This window comes from Lactobacillus apis, assembly GCF_003150935.1.
GTDB classification, from domain to species: domain Bacteria; phylum Bacillota; class Bacilli; order Lactobacillales; family Lactobacillaceae; genus Lactobacillus; species Lactobacillus apis.
Genome location: NZ_CP029476.1, coordinates 1,199,044 through 1,223,848 on the forward strand (window position 1 = coordinate 1,199,044; position 24,805 = coordinate 1,223,848).

General features: G+C 44.4%; 3 protein-coding genes. 1 reads left to right on the forward strand and 2 read right to left on the reverse strand.

Annotation, left to right across the window (positions count from 1 at the left end; all coding sequences use genetic code 11):
• Window positions 1–33: 33 nt before the first annotated feature.
• Entirely contained in the window at window positions 34–690 is a 657-nt protein-coding gene (locus DKL56_RS05830; RefSeq protein WP_239440577.1) for a GntR family transcriptional regulator, read from the forward strand.
• A 99-nt stretch (window positions 691–789) separates the two neighbouring features.
• Here DKL56_RS05830 and DKL56_RS05835 read toward each other — a convergent pair whose 3' ends face one another.
• Complete coding sequence (locus tag DKL56_RS05835) at window positions 790–5,403, reverse strand: SLAP domain-containing protein (protein ID WP_162542508.1); 4,614 nt, start codon at window positions 5,401–5,403, stop codon at window positions 790–792.
• 318 nt (window positions 5,404–5,721) lie between these two features.
• On the reverse strand, window positions 5,722–24,600 hold the full coding sequence (locus DKL56_RS05845) for an SLAP domain-containing protein (protein ID WP_162542509.1): 18,879 nt from the start codon (window positions 24,598–24,600) through the stop codon (window positions 5,722–5,724).
• Window positions 24,601–24,805 lie beyond the last annotated feature (205 nt).

The window sequence follows — 24,805 nt, forward strand, 5'->3', positions numbered from 1 at the left end:
AAAATTGCTAACAAAATTGAAGAAGATATTCTAATGCATAAATATCAAAAAAAGCTACCTCATATCGACCAGCTAGCAACAGATTATGCAACTAGTAAAGTTACAATTGTAAAAGCCATTCGCTTTCTGAGCTATCAAAACGTTGTCAAACCGATTCGTGGCCACGGAACCCTGATTTTGACAGAAAAAGAAGTTGAAATTGCCAAAAAGGATAATGCTAATGAGCACGTCGGCTTTACCGAACGAATCAAGAACACGGCTCTATTAACCAATCACATTGTGTCATTTGACCTCCGCGAACCAACTGATAAAGAAGTTGCTCTTTTAAAAATTAGTCGCAGCGATTTAGTATATGACATAATTAGGCAACGCTTGTTAAGCGATTTTCCGGTGCGTCTTGAATATACAGTGATGCCTGTAAAGGTTATTCCAGGTATTACTGAAGAAGTTCTTAGGAAGTCAGTTTATGGATATATTGAAAATACGCTTCATTTAAAAGTTGGTAAGGCCAATAGAATTCTTCGTGCTGATAAGCCTGATGCTTATGATCAGCTATATTTAAAGTGCAGCAAAACTGATCCGGTTTTTGAAGTTGAACAAGTTTGTTATTTGACTAATGGTATCCCCTTTGAGTACTCCCAAACGCGAAATCGTTATGACCACGGTGAACTAACTCTAAACCAAGTATAAAGCCTTGATCCCTTTAATTAGTGATACAAAAAAGGAGCTCAAAGGAGCTCCTTTTCACTTTATTATTTTAATTGACTTTTATCTTACGATTTTGATTAGTTATTCAAAAGCAGTTTCGCTTATGAACTGGCCATTTCCAATTGAAAAGTAAGCTAATCCGTTAATTGCAACAACATCTCCGAAAGTTCTAACGGTTTCACCACTCTTAAATACCTGCTTGCCTACTTTGTTACCATACTTGTCATAAACACTAGTTTTTGAAGATACCGTTCGCATAGTACCAACAATATTATCACTAGCTACATATTGATTTTTACCGATTCGTGTAAATTGATAGCCATTAACTGTTCTAGTTTCTCCCTTGGTTACGCGAGAACCTGCTTCCAAAATTACCTTACTAATCTGCTGTCCCTCATTATTATAAATAAGTGCATCATGATTCAAAACGGCATTTGAAGTTAGACCATCCACAAGGCTAGCATAGCCACTTTCTTCGTTAGACCCAAAGTTGATTGTCTTAATATAGTATCCATCATCTACAAGGTAGTATTTCTTATCATAAATAAAAACAGGACTGCCATATGTAGAAACTTCGGTTCCCTTTTTCAAAGTGCTATTTCCACTACGTCTGCCATTTTCATCATATAAAAATGATCTCTTTTTCAGGATTCGCTTTAGAGGATCAAAGTTTTCAGCTGCAATATAAAGATTATTATCAGTTAAATAAAACTCACGGTTTTTAATCATCTCCCTGCCAAAAGTATTAACGATAGAGCCTCTTTTTGCAACCAATAAATTAGCACGCTTACCTTCTTGGTTATAGAAATATGCACTATGCTTTAGTTTCTTTTCAATGAGTTTTGACTTTCTCGTACTATTTGCTTCAGGTAAAGTGAAATTATCAGGCGATGAACCATTCAAACTAAAAGCTTTACTATCTGATCCAATTTTGTTGACACTATTTTTCCTTAGAGTCTTAGAATCAGAGTTCTCTTTTTCGGTAAATTTTGAACTGACCGAGTTTGTATCAAGCTCGTCTATGCTATTTTGTGAAGTGCTTATAATCTTCAAAATATCAGATTGGGATTTAACTGTTTCAATATTAGCACTTCCAGTTTGTACTATCCTATCTACTTTTTCCCTAAATGATTGTTTATCACTATCACTTAAATCAGATATGTACTTAAGGTGATTATAAACCTTTTCACCGTGGTCTTTAATGATACGCTTGGCTTGAGCTTTGCTTTCTTGAAATTCAATTTCAGCTATAGCTCGATCAATTTGCGAAACGCCTTCTTCTAATGATTTTTTAGTTTCATAGGCACTTATCGCTTGATTAACCTTTCCAATAGATTCATCAACTTCGTGATCATCCAGAGTCACATCTATTTTCTCAACTGCTGCTATTCCGGCTAAACCATCATTTTTTGCTCTATTTATGTCTTCAGCAAAAGAAGCCCGATTAATATTCTCTTTTATCGCTATTACAACAGCATCAACTGCCTGTTTTATTTTTACTTCATCTATTTTATTCTCGCCAGTTGATAAATTTTCAGTACTTATGTAATCAGTCGAAGCAGCTGCATCTTCAATTTCTTTAATTGCTTCTGCTTTTTGCACATTAATAGGTTTTCCAGGAATATATTGATTATCAATTAAACTAATACTAATTGCAACTTGATTACTCAACGAATCTGTACTATTAGACTGGTTAATTGTTTCCTCACTCATCTTTAGTTTAGCTTCTACATTAGCAACCTGAGAAATCCTATCTCTATCATATAGAGTAATATCACTTGTAATAATGTCCTTGACTGTTTCAACTTCTTTAGCAAGCAAAGTTTTGGCTGCAAGTTTTTGTGAAGCTAAATCGTTTCCAGTTAGGTGCTGAGCATGAAGAATATTCACGCTTTCTACATATAAGTTCTCAATTAACTGAGAACTTGTTACTAAAACCATTTTACTTATTGCATCTTGTTTTTGTTGCTGAACAGCTTTAGTTTGCGAGTTCTTTATCTCAAAATCTATATCTACATCATTTTTAATCTCATTCTTGACAATTTCTGCTTCCGCAGTAATTAAAGTAATTGCGTACTGTTTTTGCTCATCAAGTGAAATAGGATTAGGGCGGTACTTAGATTCAACAAAAACAACACCTCTTTCAAATGAAGTTTTAATACTTTGAGCATTTGTAGCTTTACTAATGTTACTTACAACTTCGTTTTCAGCCAGAGTTACAGCTGCAAATTGTATAGATTTCGCTCTATCATTTAATGTGAGGTCTTTGTCAATAAGGTCTGAAATTTTGCCTACCTTATCACTGATTTTTTCTTCAGCTAGATTACGTTGTTTTTCTAAGCTATCGTTACTTGGCTGATACTCATTACTAATAGTTAATATAGCAGCTGATACTGCATCAATTATGCCCTGGGCAGTATTCGTACCATCAACTTCATCTTTCGCATCAACCACTCTTGAATCTACTCTGGCTCTTTGGGCAGTTTTTTCAAGATCAACTAGTGTCACATCAGCAGTAATCCTAGTTTTTATATCTTTAGCTACTTGAACAATTTTGGCTTTTGCCAATTTCTTCTGTTCAACTATAGCACTCCCAGAGTTGTAGTCACCACGTACACAATTAATTCCATTTGTTTGAGAGTCAATAACTCTTTGGGCATCATTTGCTTCTTCAATGTTGCTCTTTGCAAGTTTAACGTTTTGATCAACTTTGTTCTTTTGATCAAATTTTTCATCATTACTTAGAGTTTGATCACTATCTATTTCGCGTTTAACCTCAACAGCAGCTTGATGCACTGCTTCTTTGGCACTTTGCTTTTGATCTAATAGTGAAAGACTACTTGCTACATACTCACTCTTAATCGCCCTTACTGCGTTATTTTGGGCATCAAGAACACATTGAGCATCAGTGGCTAAATCAATATCAGTTTTTGCATTCAGCGCGTCACTATCAACCCTATTCTTTTGATTAGATTTTTCAAAATTCTTAAGGGTTTCATCTTCATCAATCACACTTTTGACTTCAACTTTAATTTGATCCACAAAATCCATTGCATTTTGCTTTTGATCAATTAAAGTGACAATGTTAGTCTGATGTTCATCTCTAATGCGTTTAATGCCCTTTTCGCGTTCATTTACAACTTTTTGTGCATCCTGAGCAGCGTCAATATTATTCCGAGATTCAACAACATCTTTATCTACTTCTTGTCTTTGAGCAAATTTTTGAGCATCCGTTAGAGTTACATCTTCATCAATGTCATTTTTGATTTTAATGGCAATTCGATTAATTAAATCTTTAGCATTGGGTTTTTGATCTGTCAAAGAAAATGTATTAGATTGATGAGTTTCTTTAAGTTGTTTAAGTCCTTTTTCGTTTTCTTCGAATACACTTTGAGCATTAGTCCCACTTTCAACACAAGATTTTGTTTCAACAGCAACTTTATCTACTTGACGTTTTTGTGCCGTTTTTTCTGTACTTGTTAAAGACTCATCTACATTAATACTGTTTTTAATCGAAACGGCAACTTTATCAATCGCATCTTTAGCATTCTGTTTTTGAATATCCAAGTCAACATCCACTTGATGTTGACTTTTAAGATTAACTTGGTTTTCTTCAACTAAATACCTAAGCTCATCCGCATTTTTAGCTAGCTCAATGGCTGATATTGCATTGTCTTCTGCCTTCTTAGTATTGTCCCTCTGTCTATTTTTTTCAGCAGTGACAAGCGTATTATCATTTGAAATGCTCCACTCAACATCTGAAGCAGCCTTGTTAATTTGTCGTTTTGCAGTCTGTTTCTGCGTATATAAGTCGATTCCTATATGATATTGACTGTTTATACTTGTTTCTCCAGTTGTAACAGCTACTTCAATTTCATCTGCACTAGTTGCTATTTCAATTTCGTTCCTAGCTTCAACTACAGCACTGTCAATATCTTCTTTCTGAATATCTCGTTCATCAGTACTTAAACTATTGTCATTTTCAACAGCTTTATAAACTTTTGCGACAATACTATCAATCAAACGAAGTGCATTGGCTTTTTGCGAATATAAATCTATACCAGCTTTATGTTGTTTTTTTATATCACTCTGTCCATCAGTCAATGCAATGTCAATTTCATCTGCATTCGTTGCGGCCTCTATGGTGCCCTTAGCACTTGCTATAGCACTATTTAACCCTTGTACTTGAGCACTCTTTTCAGCTTCAGTTATTGACTGATCCATTTCAATAGCATTAAAAGTGCTTTTAGCCGTTTTAGCCAGCTGCTCATTTGCCAACTGTTTTCGAGTAACTATATTAATACCGTGTTCATGTTGCTTTCTTATATCACTATTACCATCTTCAAGGGTTTTGATAATTTCATCAACATCTTGCTTACTGTCAATTGATGCCTTTATCTTTGCGGCAACTACACTAACATCTCTATTTTGCTTGTTTTTGTCAGCTACAGTTAAAGTTACGTCATTTGCAATTTCGTTGCTAACTTCAAAAACGAATTGATTGATACGTTTATGTGCTATTCCCTTTTTTCCTTTAAGGTCAACCACTACTTGATTGCGGTTATTAGTATAATTTGGATTAGTCTTCATGCCCTCGCCAATTTCATTAGTATTAACTCTTACTTTAGTTACATTCTCTTCATTCCCGGCCCTCGCCGTATTATCGATCGGATTTAGTTTATTATTGTCCGTCATCGCTTTTATCCCCAACATTTTCGACTTTACTTATATGAACTAAATCGTATCATTTTTAGATTAAATTATAAAGACGTTTTTGCATTATTTTTATATTAGCATCATCATTTTTTGCTTTTTCCTATTCTTTAAGACTCTTTATTTTAAATCGCTTGTATTATTTACTAGTATAAAAAACAAGAATGATTTTAGTCCTAGTACCTTTAAATACCCTATAGATTCAGCTTACTCACCTGTTTTCAAATATCATATCCACATAAAAAGAAGCTTCTACATTTCATAGGAGCTTCTTTTTACTTTTAACTTCTTAGCTTTCTTCTACTTAAAAGCAGTTTGCATAATGAAGTGTTTATTTCCAATAGAGTAATATACCTTACCCTTTATTACAACAATATCGCCATATGTTTGAACTTTCTCGCCCTTACCAATCGTCGTCTTGCCAATACGATTACCATACTGACTGTAAATATACGCTTTTCGCTTGGTTGTTCTAGTCGTTCCAGTGATATTATCACTTGCAACATATTGATCCTTACCGATTTCAGTAAACTCACGAACATCGATTGTCTTAGTCTCACCTGTTGAAACCTGTGATCCTGCTTTCAATACTATCTTGTTAGTTCTTTGACCAGATCCATTGTATATGTATGCGTCGTGTCCTAGCACTGCATTTGAAGTAACTCCATCTGCTAGTTTATTACTTGCTTCCAAAGTAATAGTTCCAAAGTTAGCTGCCTTAACATATCGATTATTATCAACAATAAAGTATGACTTACCATGAATTATCACTGGATCTCCATATGTACCAATCCTAGTGTTCTTCTTGAGTACATTAGTTCCTACTCTCTTACCATCTTTATTGTAAACAAAGGCTGGTTTCTTCAAAGTACGCTTCTGTGCTCTAAAGTTATTCACAGCTACGTACATTCCATTATTAGTTAAGTAGAATTCACGTTTGCCGATCTTTTTGGTTCCAAAAGTTGAAATTGATGAACCTCTCTTTGCAACTAGTAGGTTTGCGCGCTTACCGTCTTTGTCATAGAAGTAGGCATTGTGAGTAAGTTTCCTTTCAACTGCTTCACTTGCGTTTTCAGCTGCGCTACCTTCACCGGTAGTAGTACCTGAACCGTTGGAACCTGAGCCGTTCGAGCCTGAGCCATTTGAGCCGGAACCGTTCGAGCCTGAGCCATTTGAGCCGGAACCGTTGGAACCTGAGCCATTTGAGCCGGAACCGTTCGAGCCTGAGCCATTTGAGCCTGAGCCGTTGGAGCCGGTTGAGTCAGAGCCGTTGGAGCCGGAACCGTTGGAACCTGAGCCGTTGGAGCCTGAGCCATTTGAGCTGGAACCGTTGGAACCGGAGCCATTTGAGCCGGAACCGTTCGAGCCTGAGCCATTTGAGCCGGAACCGTTTGAGCCGGAGCCATTTGAGCCTGAACCGTTTGATTCTGAGCCATTTGAGTCAGAGCCGTTGGAGCCGGAACCGTTCGAGCCGGAACCGTTCGAGTCAGAGCCGTTGGAACCTGAACCGTTCGAGCCGGAACCATTTGAGCCTGAGCCATTTGAGTCAGAGCCGTTGGAACCGGAACCGTTTGAGCCTGAACCATTTGAGCCTGAACCGTTTGAGCCTGAACCGTTTGAGTCTGAACCGTTTGAGCCTGAACCATTTGAGCCAGAACCGTTTGAGCCTGAGCCGTTTGAGTCTGAACCGTTGGAGCCTGAGCCATTTGAACCTGAACCGTTGGAACCTGAACCATTTGAGCCTGAGCCATTTGAGTCAGAACCATTTGAACCTGAACCGTTGGAGCCTGAGCCGTTTGAACCGGAACCGTTGGAGCCTGAGCCGTTGGAACCTGAGCCGTTGGAGTCAGAGCCATTTGAACCTGAACCGTTTGATTCAGAGTCATTTGAGCCGGAACCGTTCGAGCCTGAGCCATTTGAGCCGGAACCGTTTGATTCGGAACCATTTGAGTCAGAGCCATTTGAGCCTGAGCCATTTGAGTCAGAGCCATTTGAACCTGAACCATTTGAGTCAGAGCCATTTGAACCTGAACCGTTGGAGCCTGAGCCGTTGGAACCTGAGCCATTCGAGTCAGAGCCGTTGGAACCTGAACCATTTGAGCCTGAGCCATTTGAGCCTGAGCCATTTGAGTCAGAACCATTTGAACCTGAGCCATTCGAGCCTGAGCCGTTGGAGCCGGAACCATTCGAGCCTGAGCCGTTTGAGTCAGAACCATTTGAGTCAGAGCCATTTGAACCTGAACCGTTTGAGCCTGAGCCATTTGAGCCGGAGCCGTTGGAGTCAGAACCGTTGGAGCCTGAGCCATTTGAGTCAGAACCATTTGAACCTGAGCCGTTTGAGTCAGAACCATTTGAACCGGAGCCATTCGAGCCTGAGCCGTTGGAGCCTGAACCGTTGGAACCTGAGCCATTTGAACCGGAGCCATTCGAGCCGGAACCGTTCGAGCCTGAGCCGTTTGATTCTGAGCCATTTGAGCCGGAACCGTTCGAGCCTGAGCCATTTGAGCCGGAACCGTTCGAGCCTGAGCCGTTGGAGCCTGAACCATTTGAGCCTGAGCCGTTTGAGTCAGAACCGTTGGAGCCTGAGCCGTTTGAACCGGAACCGTTCGAGCCGGAACCATTTGAGCCGGAACCATTTGAGCCGGAGCCGTTTGAGTCAGAACCGTTGGAGCCTGAGCCATTTGAGTCAGAGCCATTTGAACCTGAGCCATTCGAGCCGGAGCCGTTGGAGTCAGAGCCATTTGAGCCGGAACCGTTGGAGCCTGAGCCGTTTGAACCTGAACCATTTGAGTCAGAGCCATTTGAACCTGAACCGTTGGAGCCGGAGCCGTTTGAACCTGAGCCATTCGAGTCAGAGCCATTTGAACCTGAACCGTTGGAACCTGAACCATTTGAGCCTGAGCCATTTGAGTCAGAACCATTTGAACCTGAGCCATTCGAGCCTGAGCCGTTTGAGTCAGAGCCATTTGAGCCGGAGCCGTTGGAGCTGGAACCGTTCGAGCCGGAGCCGTTTGAGCCGGAGCCGTTTGAGTCAGAACCGTTCGAGCCTGAGCCGTTTGAGTCAGAGCCATTTGAACCTGAACCGTTGGAACCTGAACCATTTGAGCCTGAGCCGTTGGAGCCGGAACCGTTCGAGCCTGAGCCGTTTGAGTCAGAGCCATTTGAGCCGGAACCGTTCGAGCCTGAGCCGTTTGATTCGGAACCGTTTGAGTCAGAACCGTTTGATTCGGAGCCATTTGAGCCTGAGCCGTTTGATTCGGAGCCATTTGAGCCTGAACCGTTTGATTCTGAGCCATTTGAGCCTGAACCGTTTGAGTCGGAACCATTTGAGTCAGAGCCATTTGAGTCAGAGCCATTTGAGCCTGAGCCGTTGGAGCCTGAGCCGTTGGAGTCAGAACCATTTGAACCTGAGCCATTTGAGCCTGAACCGTTTGATTCTGAGCCATTTGAGCCTGAACCGTTTGATTCTGAACCGTTTGAGTCAGAACCGTTGGAGCCTGAACCGTTTGATTCTGAGCCGTTGGAGTCAGAACCGTTTGATTCTGAGCCATTTGAGCCTGAGCCGTTCGAGCCTGAGCCATTTGAGCCGGAACCGTTTGATTCTGAACCGTTCGAGCCGGAACCGTTTGATTCTGAGCCATTTGAGCCTGAGCCGTTTGAGTCAGAACCGTTCGAGCCGGAGCCGTTGGAACCTGAACCATTTGAGCCTGAGCCATTTGAGTCAGAACCATTTGAACCTGAACCGTTGGAACCTGAACCATTTGAGCCTGAGCCATTTGAGTCAGAACCATTTGAACCGGAACCGTTGGAGCCTGAGCCGTTGGAGTCAGAGCCATTTGAACCGGAACCGTTTGATTCAGAGCCATTTGAGCCGGAACCGTTCGAGCCTGAGCCATTTGAGCCGGAACCGTTTGATTCGGAACCATTTGAGTCAGAGCCATTTGAGCCTGAGCCATTTGAGTCAGAGCCATTTGAACCTGAACCATTTGAGTCAGAGCCATTTGAACCTGAACCGTTGGAGCCGGAGCCGTTGGAACCTGAGCCATTCGAGTCAGAGCCATTTGAACCGGAACCGTTTGATTCTGAGCCATTTGAGCCGGAGCCGTTTGAGTCAGAGCCGTTGGAGCCTGAGCCATTTGAGCCTGAGCCGTTGGAACCTGAGCCGTTTGAGCCTGAGCCATTTGAACCTGAACCGTTGGAACCTGAACCATTTGAGCCTGAGCCATTTGAGTCAGAACCATTTGAACCTGAACCGTTGGAGCCTGAGCCGTTTGAACCGGAACCGTTGGAGCCTGAGCCGTTGGAACCTGAGCCGTTCGAGCCTGAGCCATTTGAGCCGGAACCGTTCGAGCCTGAGCCATTTGAGCCGGAACCGTTGGAACCTGAGCCATTTGAGCCGGAACCGTTCGAGCCTGAGCCATTTGAGCCTGAGCCGTTGGAGCCGGAGCCATTTGAGTCAGAGCCGTTGGAGCCGGAACCGTTGGAACCTGAGCCGTTCGAGCCTGAGCCATTTGAGCTGGAACCGTTGGAACCGGAGCCATTTGAGCCGGAACCGTTCGAGCCTGAGCCATTTGAGCCGGAACCGTTTGAGCCGGAGCCATTTGAGCCTGAACCGTTTGATTCTGAGCCATTTGAGTCAGAGCCGTTGGAGCCGGAACCGTTCGAGCCGGAACCGTTCGAGTCAGAGCCGTTGGAACCTGAACCGTTCGAGCCGGAACCATTTGAGCCTGAGCCATTTGAGTCAGAGCCGTTGGAACCGGAACCGTTTGAGCCTGAACCATTTGAGCCTGAACCGTTTGAGCCTGAACCGTTTGAGTCTGAACCGTTTGAGCCTGAACCATTTGAGCCAGAACCGTTTGAGCCTGAGCCGTTTGAGTCTGAACCGTTGGAGCCTGAGCCATTTGAACCTGAACCGTTGGAACCTGAACCATTTGAGCCTGAGCCATTTGAGTCAGAACCATTTGAACCTGAACCGTTGGAGCCTGAGCCGTTGGAACCTGAGCCGTTGGAGTCAGAGCCATTTGAACCTGAACCGTTTGATTCAGAGCCATTTGAGCCGGAACCGTTCGAGCCTGAGCCATTTGAGCCGGAACCGTTTGATTCGGAACCATTTGAGTCAGAGCCATTTGAGCCTGAACCGTTTGAGTCGGAACCATTTGAACCTGAACCGTTTGAGTCAGAACCGTTCGAGCCTGAGCCATTTGAGCCTGAGCCATTTGAGCCTGAGCCGTTTGATTCGGAGCCATTTGAGCCGGAACCGTTTGAGTCAGAACCGTTGGAGCCGGAGCCATTTGAGCCGGAACCGTTCGAGTCAGAACCATTTGAACCTGAGCCATTTGAGCCTGAGCCGTTTGATTCTGAGCCATTTGAGTCAGAGCCGTTTGAGCCGGAGCCGTTCGAGTCAGAACCATTTGAGCCGGAACCGTTCGAGTCAGAACCGTTTGATTCTGAGCCATTTGAACCGGAACCGTTCGAGTCGGAACCGTTTGATTCGGAGCCATTTGAGCCGGAACCGTTCGAGTCGGAACCGTTTGAGTCGGAGCCATTTGAGCCTGAACCGTTCGAGTCAGAACCGTTTGATTCGGAGCCATTTGAGCCGGAACCGTTCGAGTCAGAACCGTTTGATTCGGAGCCATTTGAACCTGAACCGTTCGAGTCGGAACCGTTTGATTCGGAGCCATTTGAGCCTGAACCGTTCGAGTCGGAACCGTTTGATTCGGAGCCATTTGAGCCTGAACCGTTCGAGTCAGAACCGTTTGATTCGGAGCCATTTGAGCCGGAACCGTTCGAGTCAGAGCCGTTGGAGTCTGAGCCATTTGATTCGGAACCGTTTGAACCTGAGCCATTTGAGCCTGAACCGTTCGAGCCTGAACCGTTTGAGTCAGAACCATTTGAACCGGAACCGTTTGAGCCTGAGCCATTTGAGCCGGAACCGTTTGATTCGGAACCGTTGGAGCCTGAGCCGTTGGAGTCAGAACCGTTTGAGCCTGAACCATTTGAACCTGAGCCATTTGAGCCGGAACCGTTTGATTCTGAACCGTTCGAGCCTGAGCCATTTGAGCCGGAGCCGTTTGAGCCTGAACCGTTTGAGCCTGAGCCATTTGATTCGGAGCCATTTGAACCTGAGTCATTTGAGCCTGAACCGTTCGAGTCAGAACCATTTGAACCTGAACCGTTTGATTCGGAACCATTTGAGTCAGAGCCGTTGGAGCCGGAGCCGTTTGAATCTGAGCCGTTTGAGTCAGAACCGTTTGAGCCTGAACCGTTGGAGTCAGAACCGTTTGAGCCTGAACCGTTTGATTCGGAGTCATTTGAGCCGGAGCCGTTCGAGTCAGAACCATTTGAGCCGGAACCGTTCGAGTCAGAACCGTTTGATTCTGAGCCATTTGAACCGGAACCGTTTGAGCCTGAACCGTTTGATTCTGAGCCATTTGAGCCGGAACCGTTCGAATCGGAACCGTTGGATTCGGAGCCATTTGAACCTGATCCATTTGAACCTGATCCATTTGAGCCTGAACCGTTCGAGTCAGAGCCGTTGGAGTCTGAACCGTTTGAACCTGAACCGTTGGAGCCTGAACCATTCGAGTCTGATCCATTTGAGCCTGAACCGTTGGATTCTGAACCATTTGAGTCAGAGCCGTTCGAGTCTGAACCATTTGAGCCTGAGCCATTTGAGCCTGAACCGTTGGAGCCTGAGCCATTTGAGCCTGAACCATTCGAGTCAGAACCGTTGGAGCCTGAACCGTTGGAGTCTGAGCCATTTGAGCCTGAGCCGTTTGAACCGGAACCGTTCGAGTCAGAACCGTTTGATTCTGAGCCGTTGGAGCCTGAACCATTTGAGCCCGATCCATTTGAGCCTGAACCATTTGATTCTGAGCCGTTTGAGTCAGAACCATTTGAGTCTGAGCCATTTGAGTCGGAACCGTTTGATTCAGAACCGTTTGAACCTGAGCCATTTGATTCAGAACCATTTGAACCTGAACCGTTGGAGCCTGAACCGTTGGAGTCTGAGCCATTTGAGCCTGAGCCGTTTGAGTCAGAACCGTTTGAACCTGAGCCATTTGATTCTGAGCCATTTGAGCCTGAACCGTTGGAGTCTGAACCATTTGAACCTGAACCGTTGGAGCCGGAACCGTTTGATTCTGAGCCATTTGAGCCTGAGCCGTTTGAACCTGAGCCGTTTGAGTCTGAATCATTTGAACCTGAACCGTTCGAGTCAGAGCCGTTTGATTCTGAGCCATTTGAACCGGAACCGTTCGAGTCAGAACCGTTGGATTCTGAGCCGTTGGAGCCTGAACCATTTGAGCCCGATCCATTTGAGCCTGAACCATTTGATTCTGAGCCGTTTGATTCAGAACCATTTGAGTCTGAGCCATTTGAGTCGGAACCGTTTGATTCAGAACCGTTTGAACCTGAGCCATTTGATTCAGAACCATTTGAACCTGAACCGTTGGAGCCTGAACCGTTTGATTCTGAGCCATTTGATTCAGAGCCGTTGGAGTCTGAACCGTTTGAACCTGAACCGTTTGAACCTGAACCGTTTGATTCGGAGCCGTTTGAGCCTGAACCGTTGGAGTCTGAACCATTTGAACCTGAACCGTTCGAGTCTGAACCGTTTGATTCTGAACCGTTTGATTCTGAGCCATTTGAACCTGATCCATTTGAGTCGGAACCGTTTGATTCTGAGCCGTTTGAGCCTGAACCGTTCGAGTCTGAACCGTTTGATTCGGAGCCATTTGAACCTGATCCATTTGAGTCAGAACCGTTTGATTCTGAGCCATTTGAGCCTGAACCGTTCGAGTCAGAACCGTTTGATTCTGAGCCATTTGAGCCTGAACCGTTCGAGTCTGAACCGTTGGATTCGGAGCCATTTGAACCTGATCCATTTGAGCCTGAACCGTTCGAGTCAGAGCCGTTGGAGTCTGAACCGTTTGAACCTGAACCATTTGATTCTGAGCCGTTGGAGCCTGAACCATTCGAGTCAGAACCGTTTGAGCCTGAGCCGTTGGAGTCTGAACCATTGGAGTCAGAACCGTTTGAGCCTGAGCCGTTTGAGCCTGAACCGTTGGAGTCTGAACCATTTGAGCCTGAACCGTTCGAGTCTGAACCATTTGAGCCTGAGCCATTTGATTCAGAGCCGTTGGAACCTGAACCATTTGAGCCTGAGCCGTTTGAGTCTGAACCGTTGGAGCCTGAACCATTTGAGCCTGAACCGTTCGAGTCAGAACCATTTGAACCTGAACCGTTTGATTCTGAACCATTTGAGCCTGAACCGTTGGAGTCAGAACCATTGGAGTCCGAACCATTTGAACCTGAACCGTTCGAGTCTGAACCGTTGGATTCGGAGCCGTTGGAGCCTGAACCATTTGAGTCAGAGCCGTTTGAGCCTGAGCCATTGGAGTCTGAACCGTTTGAGCCTGAGCCATTTGATTCTGAGCCATTTGATTCTGATCCATTTGAGCCTGAACCGTTGGATTCTGAACCATTTGAGTCAGAGCCGTTCGAGTCTGAACCATTTGAGCCTGAGCCGTTTGAGTCTGAACCGTTCGAACCTGAGCCATTTGAACCGGAACCGTTGGATTCTGAGTCGTTTGAACCGGAACCGTTCGAGTCAGAGCCGTTGGATTCTGAGCCATTTGAACCGGAACCGTTGGAGTCAGAACCGTTGGATTCTGAGCCGTTTGAGCCTGAGCCGTTTGAGCCTGAACCGTTTGATTCTGATCCATTTGAGTCGGAACCGTTTGATTCTGAGCCGTTTGAGCCTGAACCGTTCGAGTCTGAACCATTTGAGCCTGAGCCATTTGATTCAGAACCGTTTGAACCTGAACCGTTTGAACCTGAACCATTTGAACCTGAACCGTTCGAGTCAGAACCGTTTGAACCTGAACCGTTGGATTCGGAGCCATTTGAGCCTGAGCCGTTTGAGTCAGAACCATTTGAACCTGAACCGTTGGAGCCTGAACCGTTCGAGTCAGAACCATTTGAGTCAGAGCCGTTTGATTCGGAGCCATTTGAGCCGGAGCCATTTGAGTCGGAACCGTTTGATTCGGAGCCATTTGAACCTGAACCGTTCGAGTCAGAACCATTGGAGTCAGAACCGTTCGAGTCAGAACCATTGGAGTCAGAACCGTTCGAGTCAGAGCCGTTGGAGTCTGAACCGTTTGAACCTGAACCATTTGATTCGGAGCCGTTGGAGCCTGAACCATTCGAGTCTGATCCATTTGATTCTGAGCCATTTGATTCAGAACCATTTGAACCTGAACCGTTGGAGTCTGAACCATTCGAGTCAGAACCGTTTGAACCTGAGCCATTTGAGCCGGAACCATTCGAGTCAGAACCGTTTGAACCTGAACCGTTGGAGTCTGATCCATTTGAGTCAGAACCGTTTGAACCTGAACCGTTCGAGTCAGAACCATTGGAGTCAGAACCGTTTGAACCTGAGCCGTTTGATTCTGAGCCATTTGAGCCTGAACCGTTCGAGTCAGAACCATTTGAACCTGAGCCATTTGATTCAGAACCGTTTGAACCTGAACCGTTTGAGTCAGAACCATTTGAGTCAGAACCGTTTGAACCTGAACCGTTCGAGTCAGAACCATTTGAGTCAGAACCATTTGAGTCAGAACCGTTTGAACCTGAGCCATTTGATTCTGAGCCATTTGAGCCTGAACCGTTCGAGTCTGAACCGTTGGATTCGGAGCCATTTGAACCTGAGCCATTTGAGCCTGAACCGTTTGATTCGGAGCCATTTGAACCTGATCCATTTGAGTCAGAACCGTTTGATTCTGAGCCATTTGAGCCTGAACCGTTCGAGTCAGAACCGTTTGATTCTGAGCCATTTGAGCCTGAACCGTTCGAGTCTGAACCGTTGGATTCGGAGCCATTTGAACCTGATCCATTTGAGTCAGAACCATTTGAACCTGAACCGTTGGAGTCGGAACCATTTGAACCTGAACCGTTCGAGTCTGAACCATTTGAGCCGGAGCCATTTGATTCAGAACCGTTTGAACCTGAGCCATTTGATTCTGAGCCATTTGAGCCGGAACCATTCGAGTCAGAACCATTGGAGTCAGAACCATTGGAGTCAGAACCGTTTGAACCTGAGCCATTTGAGCCTGAACCGTTCGAGTCTGAACCATTTGAGCCTGAGCCATTTGATTCAGAGCCGTTGGAACCTGAACCATTTGAGCCTGAGCCGTTTGAGTCTGAACCGTTGGAGCCTGAACCATTTGAGCCTGAACCGTTCGAGTCAGAACCATTTGAACCTGAACCGTTTGATTCTGAACCATTTGAGCCTGAACCGTTGGAGTCAGAACCATTGGAGTCCGAACCATTTGAACCTGAACCGTTCGAGTCTGAACCGTTGGATTCGGAGCCGTTGGAGCCTGAACCATTTGAGTCAGAGCCGTTTGAGCCTGAGCCATTGGAGTCTGAACCGTTTGAGCCTGAGCCATTTGATTCTGAGCCATTTGATTCTGATCCATTTGAGCCTGAACCGTTGGATTCTGAACCATTTGAGTCAGAGCCGTTCGAGTCTGAACCATTTGAGCCTGAGCCGTTTGAGTCTGAACCGTTCGAACCTGAGCCATTTGAACCGGAACCGTTGGATTCTGAGTCGTTTGAACCGGAACCGTTCGAGTCAGAGCCGTTGGATTCTGAGCCATTTGAACCGGAACCGTTGGAGTCAGAACCGTTGGATTCTGAGCCGTTTGAGCCTGAGCCGTTTGAGCCTGAACCGTTTGATTCTGATCCATTTGAGTCGGAACCGTTTGATTCTGAGCCGTTTGAGCCTGAACCGTTCGAGTCTGAGCCATTTGATTCAGAACCGTTTGAACCTGAACCGTTGGATTCGGAACCGTTTGAACCTGAACCATTTGAACCTGAACCGTTCGAGTCAGAACCGTTTGAACCTGAACCGTTGGATTCGGAGCCATTTGAGCCTGAGCCGTTTGAGTCAGAACCATTTGAACCTGAACCGTTGGAGCCTGAACCGTTCGAGTCAGAACCATTTGAGTCAGAGCCGTTTGATTCGGAGCCATTTGAGCCGGAACCGTTTGATTCGGAGCCATTTGAACCTGAACCGTTCGAGTCAGAACCATTTGAGTCAGAACCGTTTGAACCTGAACCGTTCGAGTCAGAACCATTTGAGTCAGAACCGTTTGAACCTGAGCCATTTGATTCTGAGCCATTTGAGCCTGAACCGTTCGAGTCTGAACCGTTGGATTCGGAGCCATTTGAACCTGAGCCATTTGAGCCTGAACCGTTCGAGTCAGAGCCGTTGGAGTCAGAACCGTTTGAACCTGAATCATTTGAGTCTGAGCCGTTGGAGCCTGAACCATTTGAGTCAGAACCATTTGAACCTGAACCGTTGGAGCCTGAACCGTTTGATTCTGAGCCATTTGAGCCGGAGCCATTTGATTCAGAACCGTTGGAGCCTGAACCGTTTGAGTCAGAACCGTTTGAACCTGAACCGTTCGAGTCAGAACCATTTGAACCTGAACCGTTGGAGTCGGAACCATTTGAACCTGAACCGTTCGAGTCTGAACCATTTGAGCCGGAGCCATTTGATTCAGAACCGTTTGAACCTGAGCCATTTGATTCTGAGCCATTTGAGCCGGAACCATTCGAGTCAGAACCATTGGAGTCAGAACCGTTTGATTCGGAGCCATTTGAACCTGATCCATTTGAGTCAGAACCGTTTGATTCTGAACCGTTCGAGTCAGAACCGTTTGATTCTGAGCCATTTGAGCCTGAACCGTTCGAGTCTGAACCGTTGGATTCGGAGCCATTTGAACCTGAACCGTTTGATTCTGAACCATTTGAGCCTGAACCGTTGGAGTCAGAACCATTGGAGTCAGAACCATTTGAACCTGAACCGTTCGAGTCTGAACCGTTGGATTCTGAGCCGTTGGAGCCTGAACCATTTGAGTCAGAGCCGTTTGAGCCTGAGCCATTGGAGTCTGAACCGTTTGAGCCTGAGCCATTGGAGTCTGAGCCATTTGATTCTGAGCCATTTGAGCCTGAACCGTTGGATTCTGAACCATTTGAGTCAGAGCCGTTCGAGTCTGAACCATTTGAGCCTGAGCCGTTTGAGTCTGAACCGTTCGAACCTGAGCCATTTGAACCGGAACCGTTGGATTCTGAGTCGTTTGAACCGGAACCGTTCGAGTCAGAGCCGTTGGATTCTGAGCCATTTGAACCGGAACCGTTGGAGTCAGAACCGTTGGATTCTGAGCCGTTTGAGCCTGAGCCGTTTGAGCCTGAACCGTTTGATTCTGATCCATTTGAGTCGGAACCGTTTGATTCTGAGCCGTTTGAGCCTGAACCGTTCGAGTCTGAACCATTTGAGCCTGAGCCATTTGATTCAGAACCGTTTGAACCTGAACCGTTGGATTCGGAACCATTTGAGCCTGAACCGTTTGAACCTGAACCATTTGAACCTGAACCGTTCGAGTCAGAACCGTTTGAACCTGAACCGTTTGATTCGGAGCCATTTGAGCCTGAGCCATTTGAGCCTGAACCGTTCGAGTCAGAACCATTTGAACCTGAGCCATTTGAGTCGGAACCGTTTGATTCTGAGCCGTTTGATTCTGAGCCGTTCGAGTCAGAACCGTTTGATTCGGATCCATTTGATTCGGATCCATTTGAGCCTGAACCGTTCGAGTCAGAACCATTTGAGCCTGAGCCATTTGATTCAGAACCGTTTGAACCTGAACCGTTTGAGTCAGAACCATTTGAGTCAGAACCGTTTGAACCTGAACCGTTCGAGTCAGAACCATTTGAGTCAGAACCGTTTGAACCTGAGCCATTTGATTCTGAGCCATTTGAGCCTGAACCGTTCGAGTCTGAACCGTTGGATTCGGAGCCATTTGAACCTGAGCCATTTGAGCCTGAACCGTTCGAGTCAGAGCCGTTGGAGTCAGAACCGTTTGAACCTGAATCATTTGAGTCTGAGCCGTTGGAGCCTGAACCATTTGAGTCAGAACCATTTGAACCTGAACCGTTGGAGCCTGAACCGTTTGATTCTGAGCCATTTGAGCCGGAGCCATTTGATTCAGAACCGTTGGAGCCTGAACCGTTTGAGTCAGAACCGTTTGAACCTGAACCGTTCGAGTCAGAACCATTTGAACCTGAACCGTTGGAGTCGGAACCATTTGAACCTGAACCGTTCGAGTCTGAACCATTTGAGCCGGAGCCATTTGATTCAGAACCGTTTGAACCTGAGCCATTTGATTCTGAGCCATTTGAGCCGGAACCATTCGAGTCAGAACCATTGGAGTCAGAACCGTTTGAGCCTGAACCGTTCGAGTCAGAACCATTTGAACCTGAACCGTTCGAGTCAGAGCCATTTGAACCTGAACCGTTCGAGTCAGAACCGTTTGATTCTGAGCCGTTTGAGCCTGAACCATTTGAGCCTGAACCATTTGAGCCTGAACCATTTGATTCTGAGCCGTTTGAGTCAGAACCATTTGATTCTGAGCCATTTGAACCTGAGCCATTTGATTCAGAACCATTTGAACCTGAACCGTTGGAGCCTGAACCGTTTGATTCGGAGCCGTTGGAACCTGAACCGTTTGATTCTGAGCCATTTGAGCCGGAACCATTCGAGTCAGAACCGTTGGAACCTGAGCCATTTGATTCAGAACCATTTGAACCTGAACCGTTCGAGTCAGAACCATTGGAGTCAGAACCGTTGGAACCTGAGCCATTTGATTCTGAGCCATTTGAGCCGGAACCATTCGAGTCAGAACCGTTGGAACCTGAGCCATTTGATTCAGAACCATTTGAACCTGAACCATTTGAACCTGAACCGTTCGAGTCAGAGCCGTTTGAGTCTGAGCCATTTGAACCTGAACCGTTCGAGTCAGAACCGTTGGAGTCTGAGCCGTTTGAGCCCGATCCATTTGAGCCTGAACCATTTGAGTCTGAGCCGTTTGATTCAGAACCGTTTGAGTCTGAGCCATTTGAACCTGATCCATTTGAGTCGGAACCGTTTGATTCAGAACCGTTTGAGCCTGAACCGTTTGAGTCTGAGCCATTTGAACCTGAACCGTTGGAGCCTGAACCGTTTGATTCGGAGCCGTTTGAGCCTGAACCGTTCGAGTCAGAACCATTTGAACCTGAACCGTTGGAGTCTGAACCATTCGAGTCAGAACCATTGGAGTCAGAACCGTTTGAACCTGAGCCATTTGATTCAGAACCATTTGAACCTGAACCGTTTGAGCCTGAGCCGTTGGAGTCTGAACCATTTGAACCTGAACCGTTCGAGTCAGAGCCGTTTGATTCGGAGCCGTTTGAGCCTGAACCGTTCGAGTCAGAACCATTTGAGCCTGAACCATTTGAGTCAGAGCCGTTTGATTCTGAGCCGTTTGAACCTGAACCGTTCGAGTCAGAGCCGTTGGATTCTGAGCCATTTGAGCCTGAACCGTTTGATTCTGAGCCATTTGAGCCGGAGCCATTTGATTCAGAACCGTTGGAGCCTGAGCCGTTGGAACCTGAGCCATTTGAGCCGGAGCCATTTGATTCAGAACCGTTGGAGCCTGAGCCGTTGGAACCTGAGCCATTTGAGCCGGAGCCATTTGAACCGGAACCGTTCGAGTCAGAACCGTTTGAACCTGAACCGTTTGATTCTGAGCCATTTGAGCCGGAGCCGTTTGAGTCAGAACCATTTGATTCGGAGCCGTTGGAGCCTGAACCGTTCGAGTCAGAACTATTTGAGCCTGAACCATTTGAGTCAGAGCCGTTTGATTCTGAGCCATTTGAGCCGGAGCCATTTGATTCAGAACCGTTGGAGCCTGAGCCGTTGGAACCTGAGCCATTTGAGCCGGAGCCATTTGATTCAGAACCGTTGGAGCCTGAGCCGTTGGAACCTGAGCCATTTGAGCCGGAGCCATTTGAACCGGAACCGTTCGAGTCAGAACCGTTTGAACCTGAACCGTTCGAGTCAGAACCATTGGAGTCAGAACCGTTTGATTCTGAGCCATTTGAGCCGGAACCGTTTGAGCCTGAGCCATTTGATTCTGAGCCATTTGAGCCGGAACCGTTTGAGCCTGAGCCATTGGAGTCAGAGCCGTTTGATTCTGAGCCATTTGAACCTGAACCATTCGAGTCAGAACCGTTTGATTCTGAGCCATTTGAGCCGGAACCGTTTGAGCCTGAGCCATTTGATTCTGAGCCATTTGAGCCGGAACCGTTTGAGCCTGAGCCATTGGAGTCAGAGCCGTTTGATTCTGAGCCATTTGAACCTGAACCATTCGAGTCAGAACCGTTTGAACCTGAGCCATTTGAGCCGGAACCGTTACCACCTGGTTTGTATTCAGATTTGATTGTATTTATCCAATCTTCAAGAAGCTTAACTACCTCATCAGCATTCCATGCTTTGTCAATATCTGCAGTACCTTGTTGAATGTCACTATCAATTGCGGCTTTTTGTGCAGCTTTTTCGTCAGCAGATAGAGTTGGATCAGAATCAATTGTGTTCTTAATAGGTTGTATTAACTTGAACTTATCGGATAAATCCGCCTTAGCATTTTCCTTTCTCTTAGCTAAAGTGAACTCAGGCGTATATGTTTGGACATCATTTACACCTTTTTCCAAAGCTGTAGACAATTTATCCGCATTGGTTGCGGCTTCAATTGCATTTTTAGCACTTGTAGCCGTTGGTCCACTTAGTTTTGACCATATATCTGTCTTTTCAGCTGAAGTAAGATTTTTATCAGCGTCTATTGCCTGCTTAATTGCTGCAAGTGCTTGATCTATTTTAGCTTTAGCATTTTCCTTCTGGGTTTCCAAGTCTAACCCTTTTTGGTCGACAATATATTGGAATTCGCTTTTTGCATCACTCACCGCTTGATCACACTGATCAAGCGTTTTTGCAGCATTTAATTTGTCAATGTACTTAACATAAATGTTATCAATTGATCTAATGTAGGCAGTTTTTTCATCTTGAGTAATAGTATCATCGGCATTAATCTTACTTTTTGCGATATCTTGTGCATCTCTGATGATATCTTTATACTTACCTAGAATATTTGCAAGATTCGTATACCAATATGTGATTTGTGGATTGTCTATGCCTATATCAATAGTCGTTAGTGCAGGACCGCTAGCGTTAGTATTTGTAGCTCTAGCAAAGATATAGCCAGGAATATCAGGCGCATCAGGTATATAAACTGTATCACCAACTCTCCCTCTGATACTTACAGGAGTTGAAGGATAAACATTCGCCATATTAACAGTATCTAGATACTGGACATCTACAGTTTTTTCATCACCTTCTACATATATTGTGACAAGAGGATTATCTGAACCAACAATTGTACTCTTTGGCTGAATATTCTCGCCATTTTTCTCAACATAATAATGGTATCCACGTGGGATAGGTGCTTTGAATCTGTCCGCCGTCCAGTCTATAACGTTACCAGTATTAGCTGCCTCGTCTTTTTTACTATAATTCACAGTTTGAGACTGGGCTGGAAGTGCTCCTCGTTCTTTATGGTTAATATCTACATATTGATATTTAACTGTTTGGGGCGCTCCCCAGATGTATATATTATAAACTTGTTCTTGAGTTGCTGTTTTCCCGGGAACATAACCATAAAGTGCTTGACCAAAACGATTAGTCAACATTCCCTCAGGGTCTATTTTGGCACCAGGATAAATTTGGGAAGTATTATACTGATAAGCCAAGTTATAGCCCGAAGGCATTTCATCTACAACCTTTTTCTCATCTAGCATGTAAAACCGTTGTCCAACAAAATTACCTTTATCTGTAAACGAGAGATTGACTTTCTTCAATACGTTACCATTTTGATCAACATATTGCACAATTGAAGAACCGACTTCAGCAACACCATTGTTTTTAAGTTGCATGGCTCTAATATTCTCAGGGAAAAGATCAGAGATAACTGTTTCGCTGCCCGCAGAATCATATAAGCTAGTTCTCTCCCTAATTTTTAGCGTATCACATTTCTGGTTGATTGATCTATCAGGAGTAGTGCTTACATTATTCCCTGTCCAGAGATTTAAGGGCTGTGACAAGCCGTTTATTTTGAATACACCATTCAGCCTGTCAGTACGATTGGGGAGATGAGTCATAATTATTGGTACTGTGGGGGTGAGTGGATCGCCGTCTTCATCACAATAAGACATATTCAACTCGCGAGGGCTGTTAAGCGTCACCGTTGGAGTACCTATATTATCTTCATCGTATTTCTCATTTTCAGAATACAAATAAAATATTGGATTTCCAGCAGAGTTAGATTTTATGTTTAAAGTAGTACCTGCATTAAAAGTAACCTTTGCTCCGCGCATTCCCCCTAAAGTATGACGTAACCGAATTGAAGAAATTCCTTCAGCACTTATAATGTCCTGGTTTAAAGTAAACCTTTCACCCAAAAAGGCGTTTATAGTTGATTGAGAACGCTCTGTATCAATAAAAGCACCCCAACCATGCTGAGTCCAGGTAACATCGTTACCAACTATTAACTTATCGACACCACTAAAAGCTGCTTTTTTTGTTGAATTATCTTGATCCTCGTAAATGTTTAACGAAGATCTATCTCCCATTGAGAAAATGCCTTGTTTTCCATTAAAATTCCATAGAGAAAATGGAGTGTTTGTTTCTCCCCAACTTGAACTTCTAGGCACTGTTTTTAATACTAAAGAGGCATCATTAGCAAATTTCAAATTGCCCAAAGAGCTATCATTAAAGGCAGTAGCACCTTCAATATGATTATTGCCAGATAATACAAGGTTAGCTTGATAGGCCCTCACGAAATACCAATCAATTGGCCAAGGACCATCAATTTTTTCAGCTGTAACATTGTCAATATAGATTTGTGCATTAGGCGATCCGCTATTATTTGACGCACTGTTGGCATCTTTAAATTCAATGAGATCATATACGGTTCCTGTTTGAATGATGGTGGCATTGGTTAGAGCAAATTCCACGGATAGATTGGTGGAAACATAACCGAAAGCTGCCTCCCCCATATTTATTTTATGCCCATTGCCGTTTACTACAACATTCCCTCTCCCAGTTCTTTGACCAAGTTTTAAATTGCTTTTTTCATTTGAAATATCAGCAACAATATTAATATAAGTTACCTTATTATCAGCCCAAGCTGCTACTAAATCTTCAAAAGTTGAAACAGTTGCAACTTTTAGCTTAAAGGAATCTGGATTTGTTATTTGAGAAGGAATAGGAACTTCGTTAGATGTGTCTCTATACTGTTTGTTATCCTGTTCATTTAGCTCAGTATTTTTCTTTGCTTTTTCAACATCCTTTGCAACAGTGTGACCATATTCATCATCTATTGAGCTAAGTTGTACACTATAATCGGTATTTGATCTACCAGATACATCAGCTCTTGGTGTCACTCCTGCATTCGCAACATCTTGATTTGCATTTTTTGGTAATACAGAATCATTTGCATTAGCAGTTGCATCAGATGCAATCGGACTTGAAGCTACTTCTGCAGTTTCAGTTTCTTCTGCTTGATTACTTGCAATCGTACCATTTTCTTCCTTAGACACTTCGTCAGTTGAAGATGATTTTTCAGAGCTAGTAACAATTGGTGTTTCACCTGACTTAAAGAATGAATTTAAACCTTCATATGTTGAAACACTTACTTTTTTAGCAAGTGGTTTCTTATCCTTATTAATAGTCGGTGTTTTTTGGAGGCTCTGTTTAGTTTTCTTAATCGATGTATTAGCAACACCAGCACGATAACATGCACTAATGGCATTAGTAGCTTGCGTCAAGGCAGCATTAACATCTGCTAAACTACTAGCTCCCTCTACATTATTTTTTGCCTGCGCAACAACCACAGCAACCCTATTGAGCTGTATAGCCTTGTCACTACTCGAAAGATTCTGATCAGAATTAATTTTATCCTTTGCAGTAGTTGCAGCTGCATCTATTGTAGCAATAGCATTTTGCTTTGCACTATTAATAGACTCTGCTTCCACCGACTGCTGCAGATTTTGATCTACTCCCTTTTGTCCAACTTGGGAGTCAATTTCAGCTGCTTTAACTGGAACGCTAGCTTGGCTGTCCAGATAAATTCCACCTAGCATAAAGGTAAGCAAGGAGTAGCTGACTAGCCAACTCTTCTTACTCTTATGCATCTTATAATTTGTGTTTTTAGTCTCTTCGACTAGTTTTAAGTCTCTTTTCAAATTATATTCTCCGTTTACCCTATTAATATATAACAACTGTAGTTTATCATATTCAACGCATTACATAAAGAAGTTTTTGTATTTTTATTAACCGTTTTATTAACTGGTTGGAGTTAGAGTAACCGTCAGCTCAGCAAATACATGCCAATTACCATTTTATAATTAGTTCATATAGTCGTTATTTATTATAGCCCTTAACTAAAAG

Excerpts from the sequence above, each read along its gene's own strand:
- DKL56_RS05835 (WP_162542508.1), bottom strand. The coding sequence starts at position 5,403 with ATGACGGACAATAATAAACTAAATCCGATCGATAATACGGCGAGGGCC.
- DKL56_RS05830 (WP_239440577.1), top strand. The coding sequence starts at position 34 with ATGCATAAATATCAAAAAAAGCTACCTCATATCGACCAGCTAGCAACA.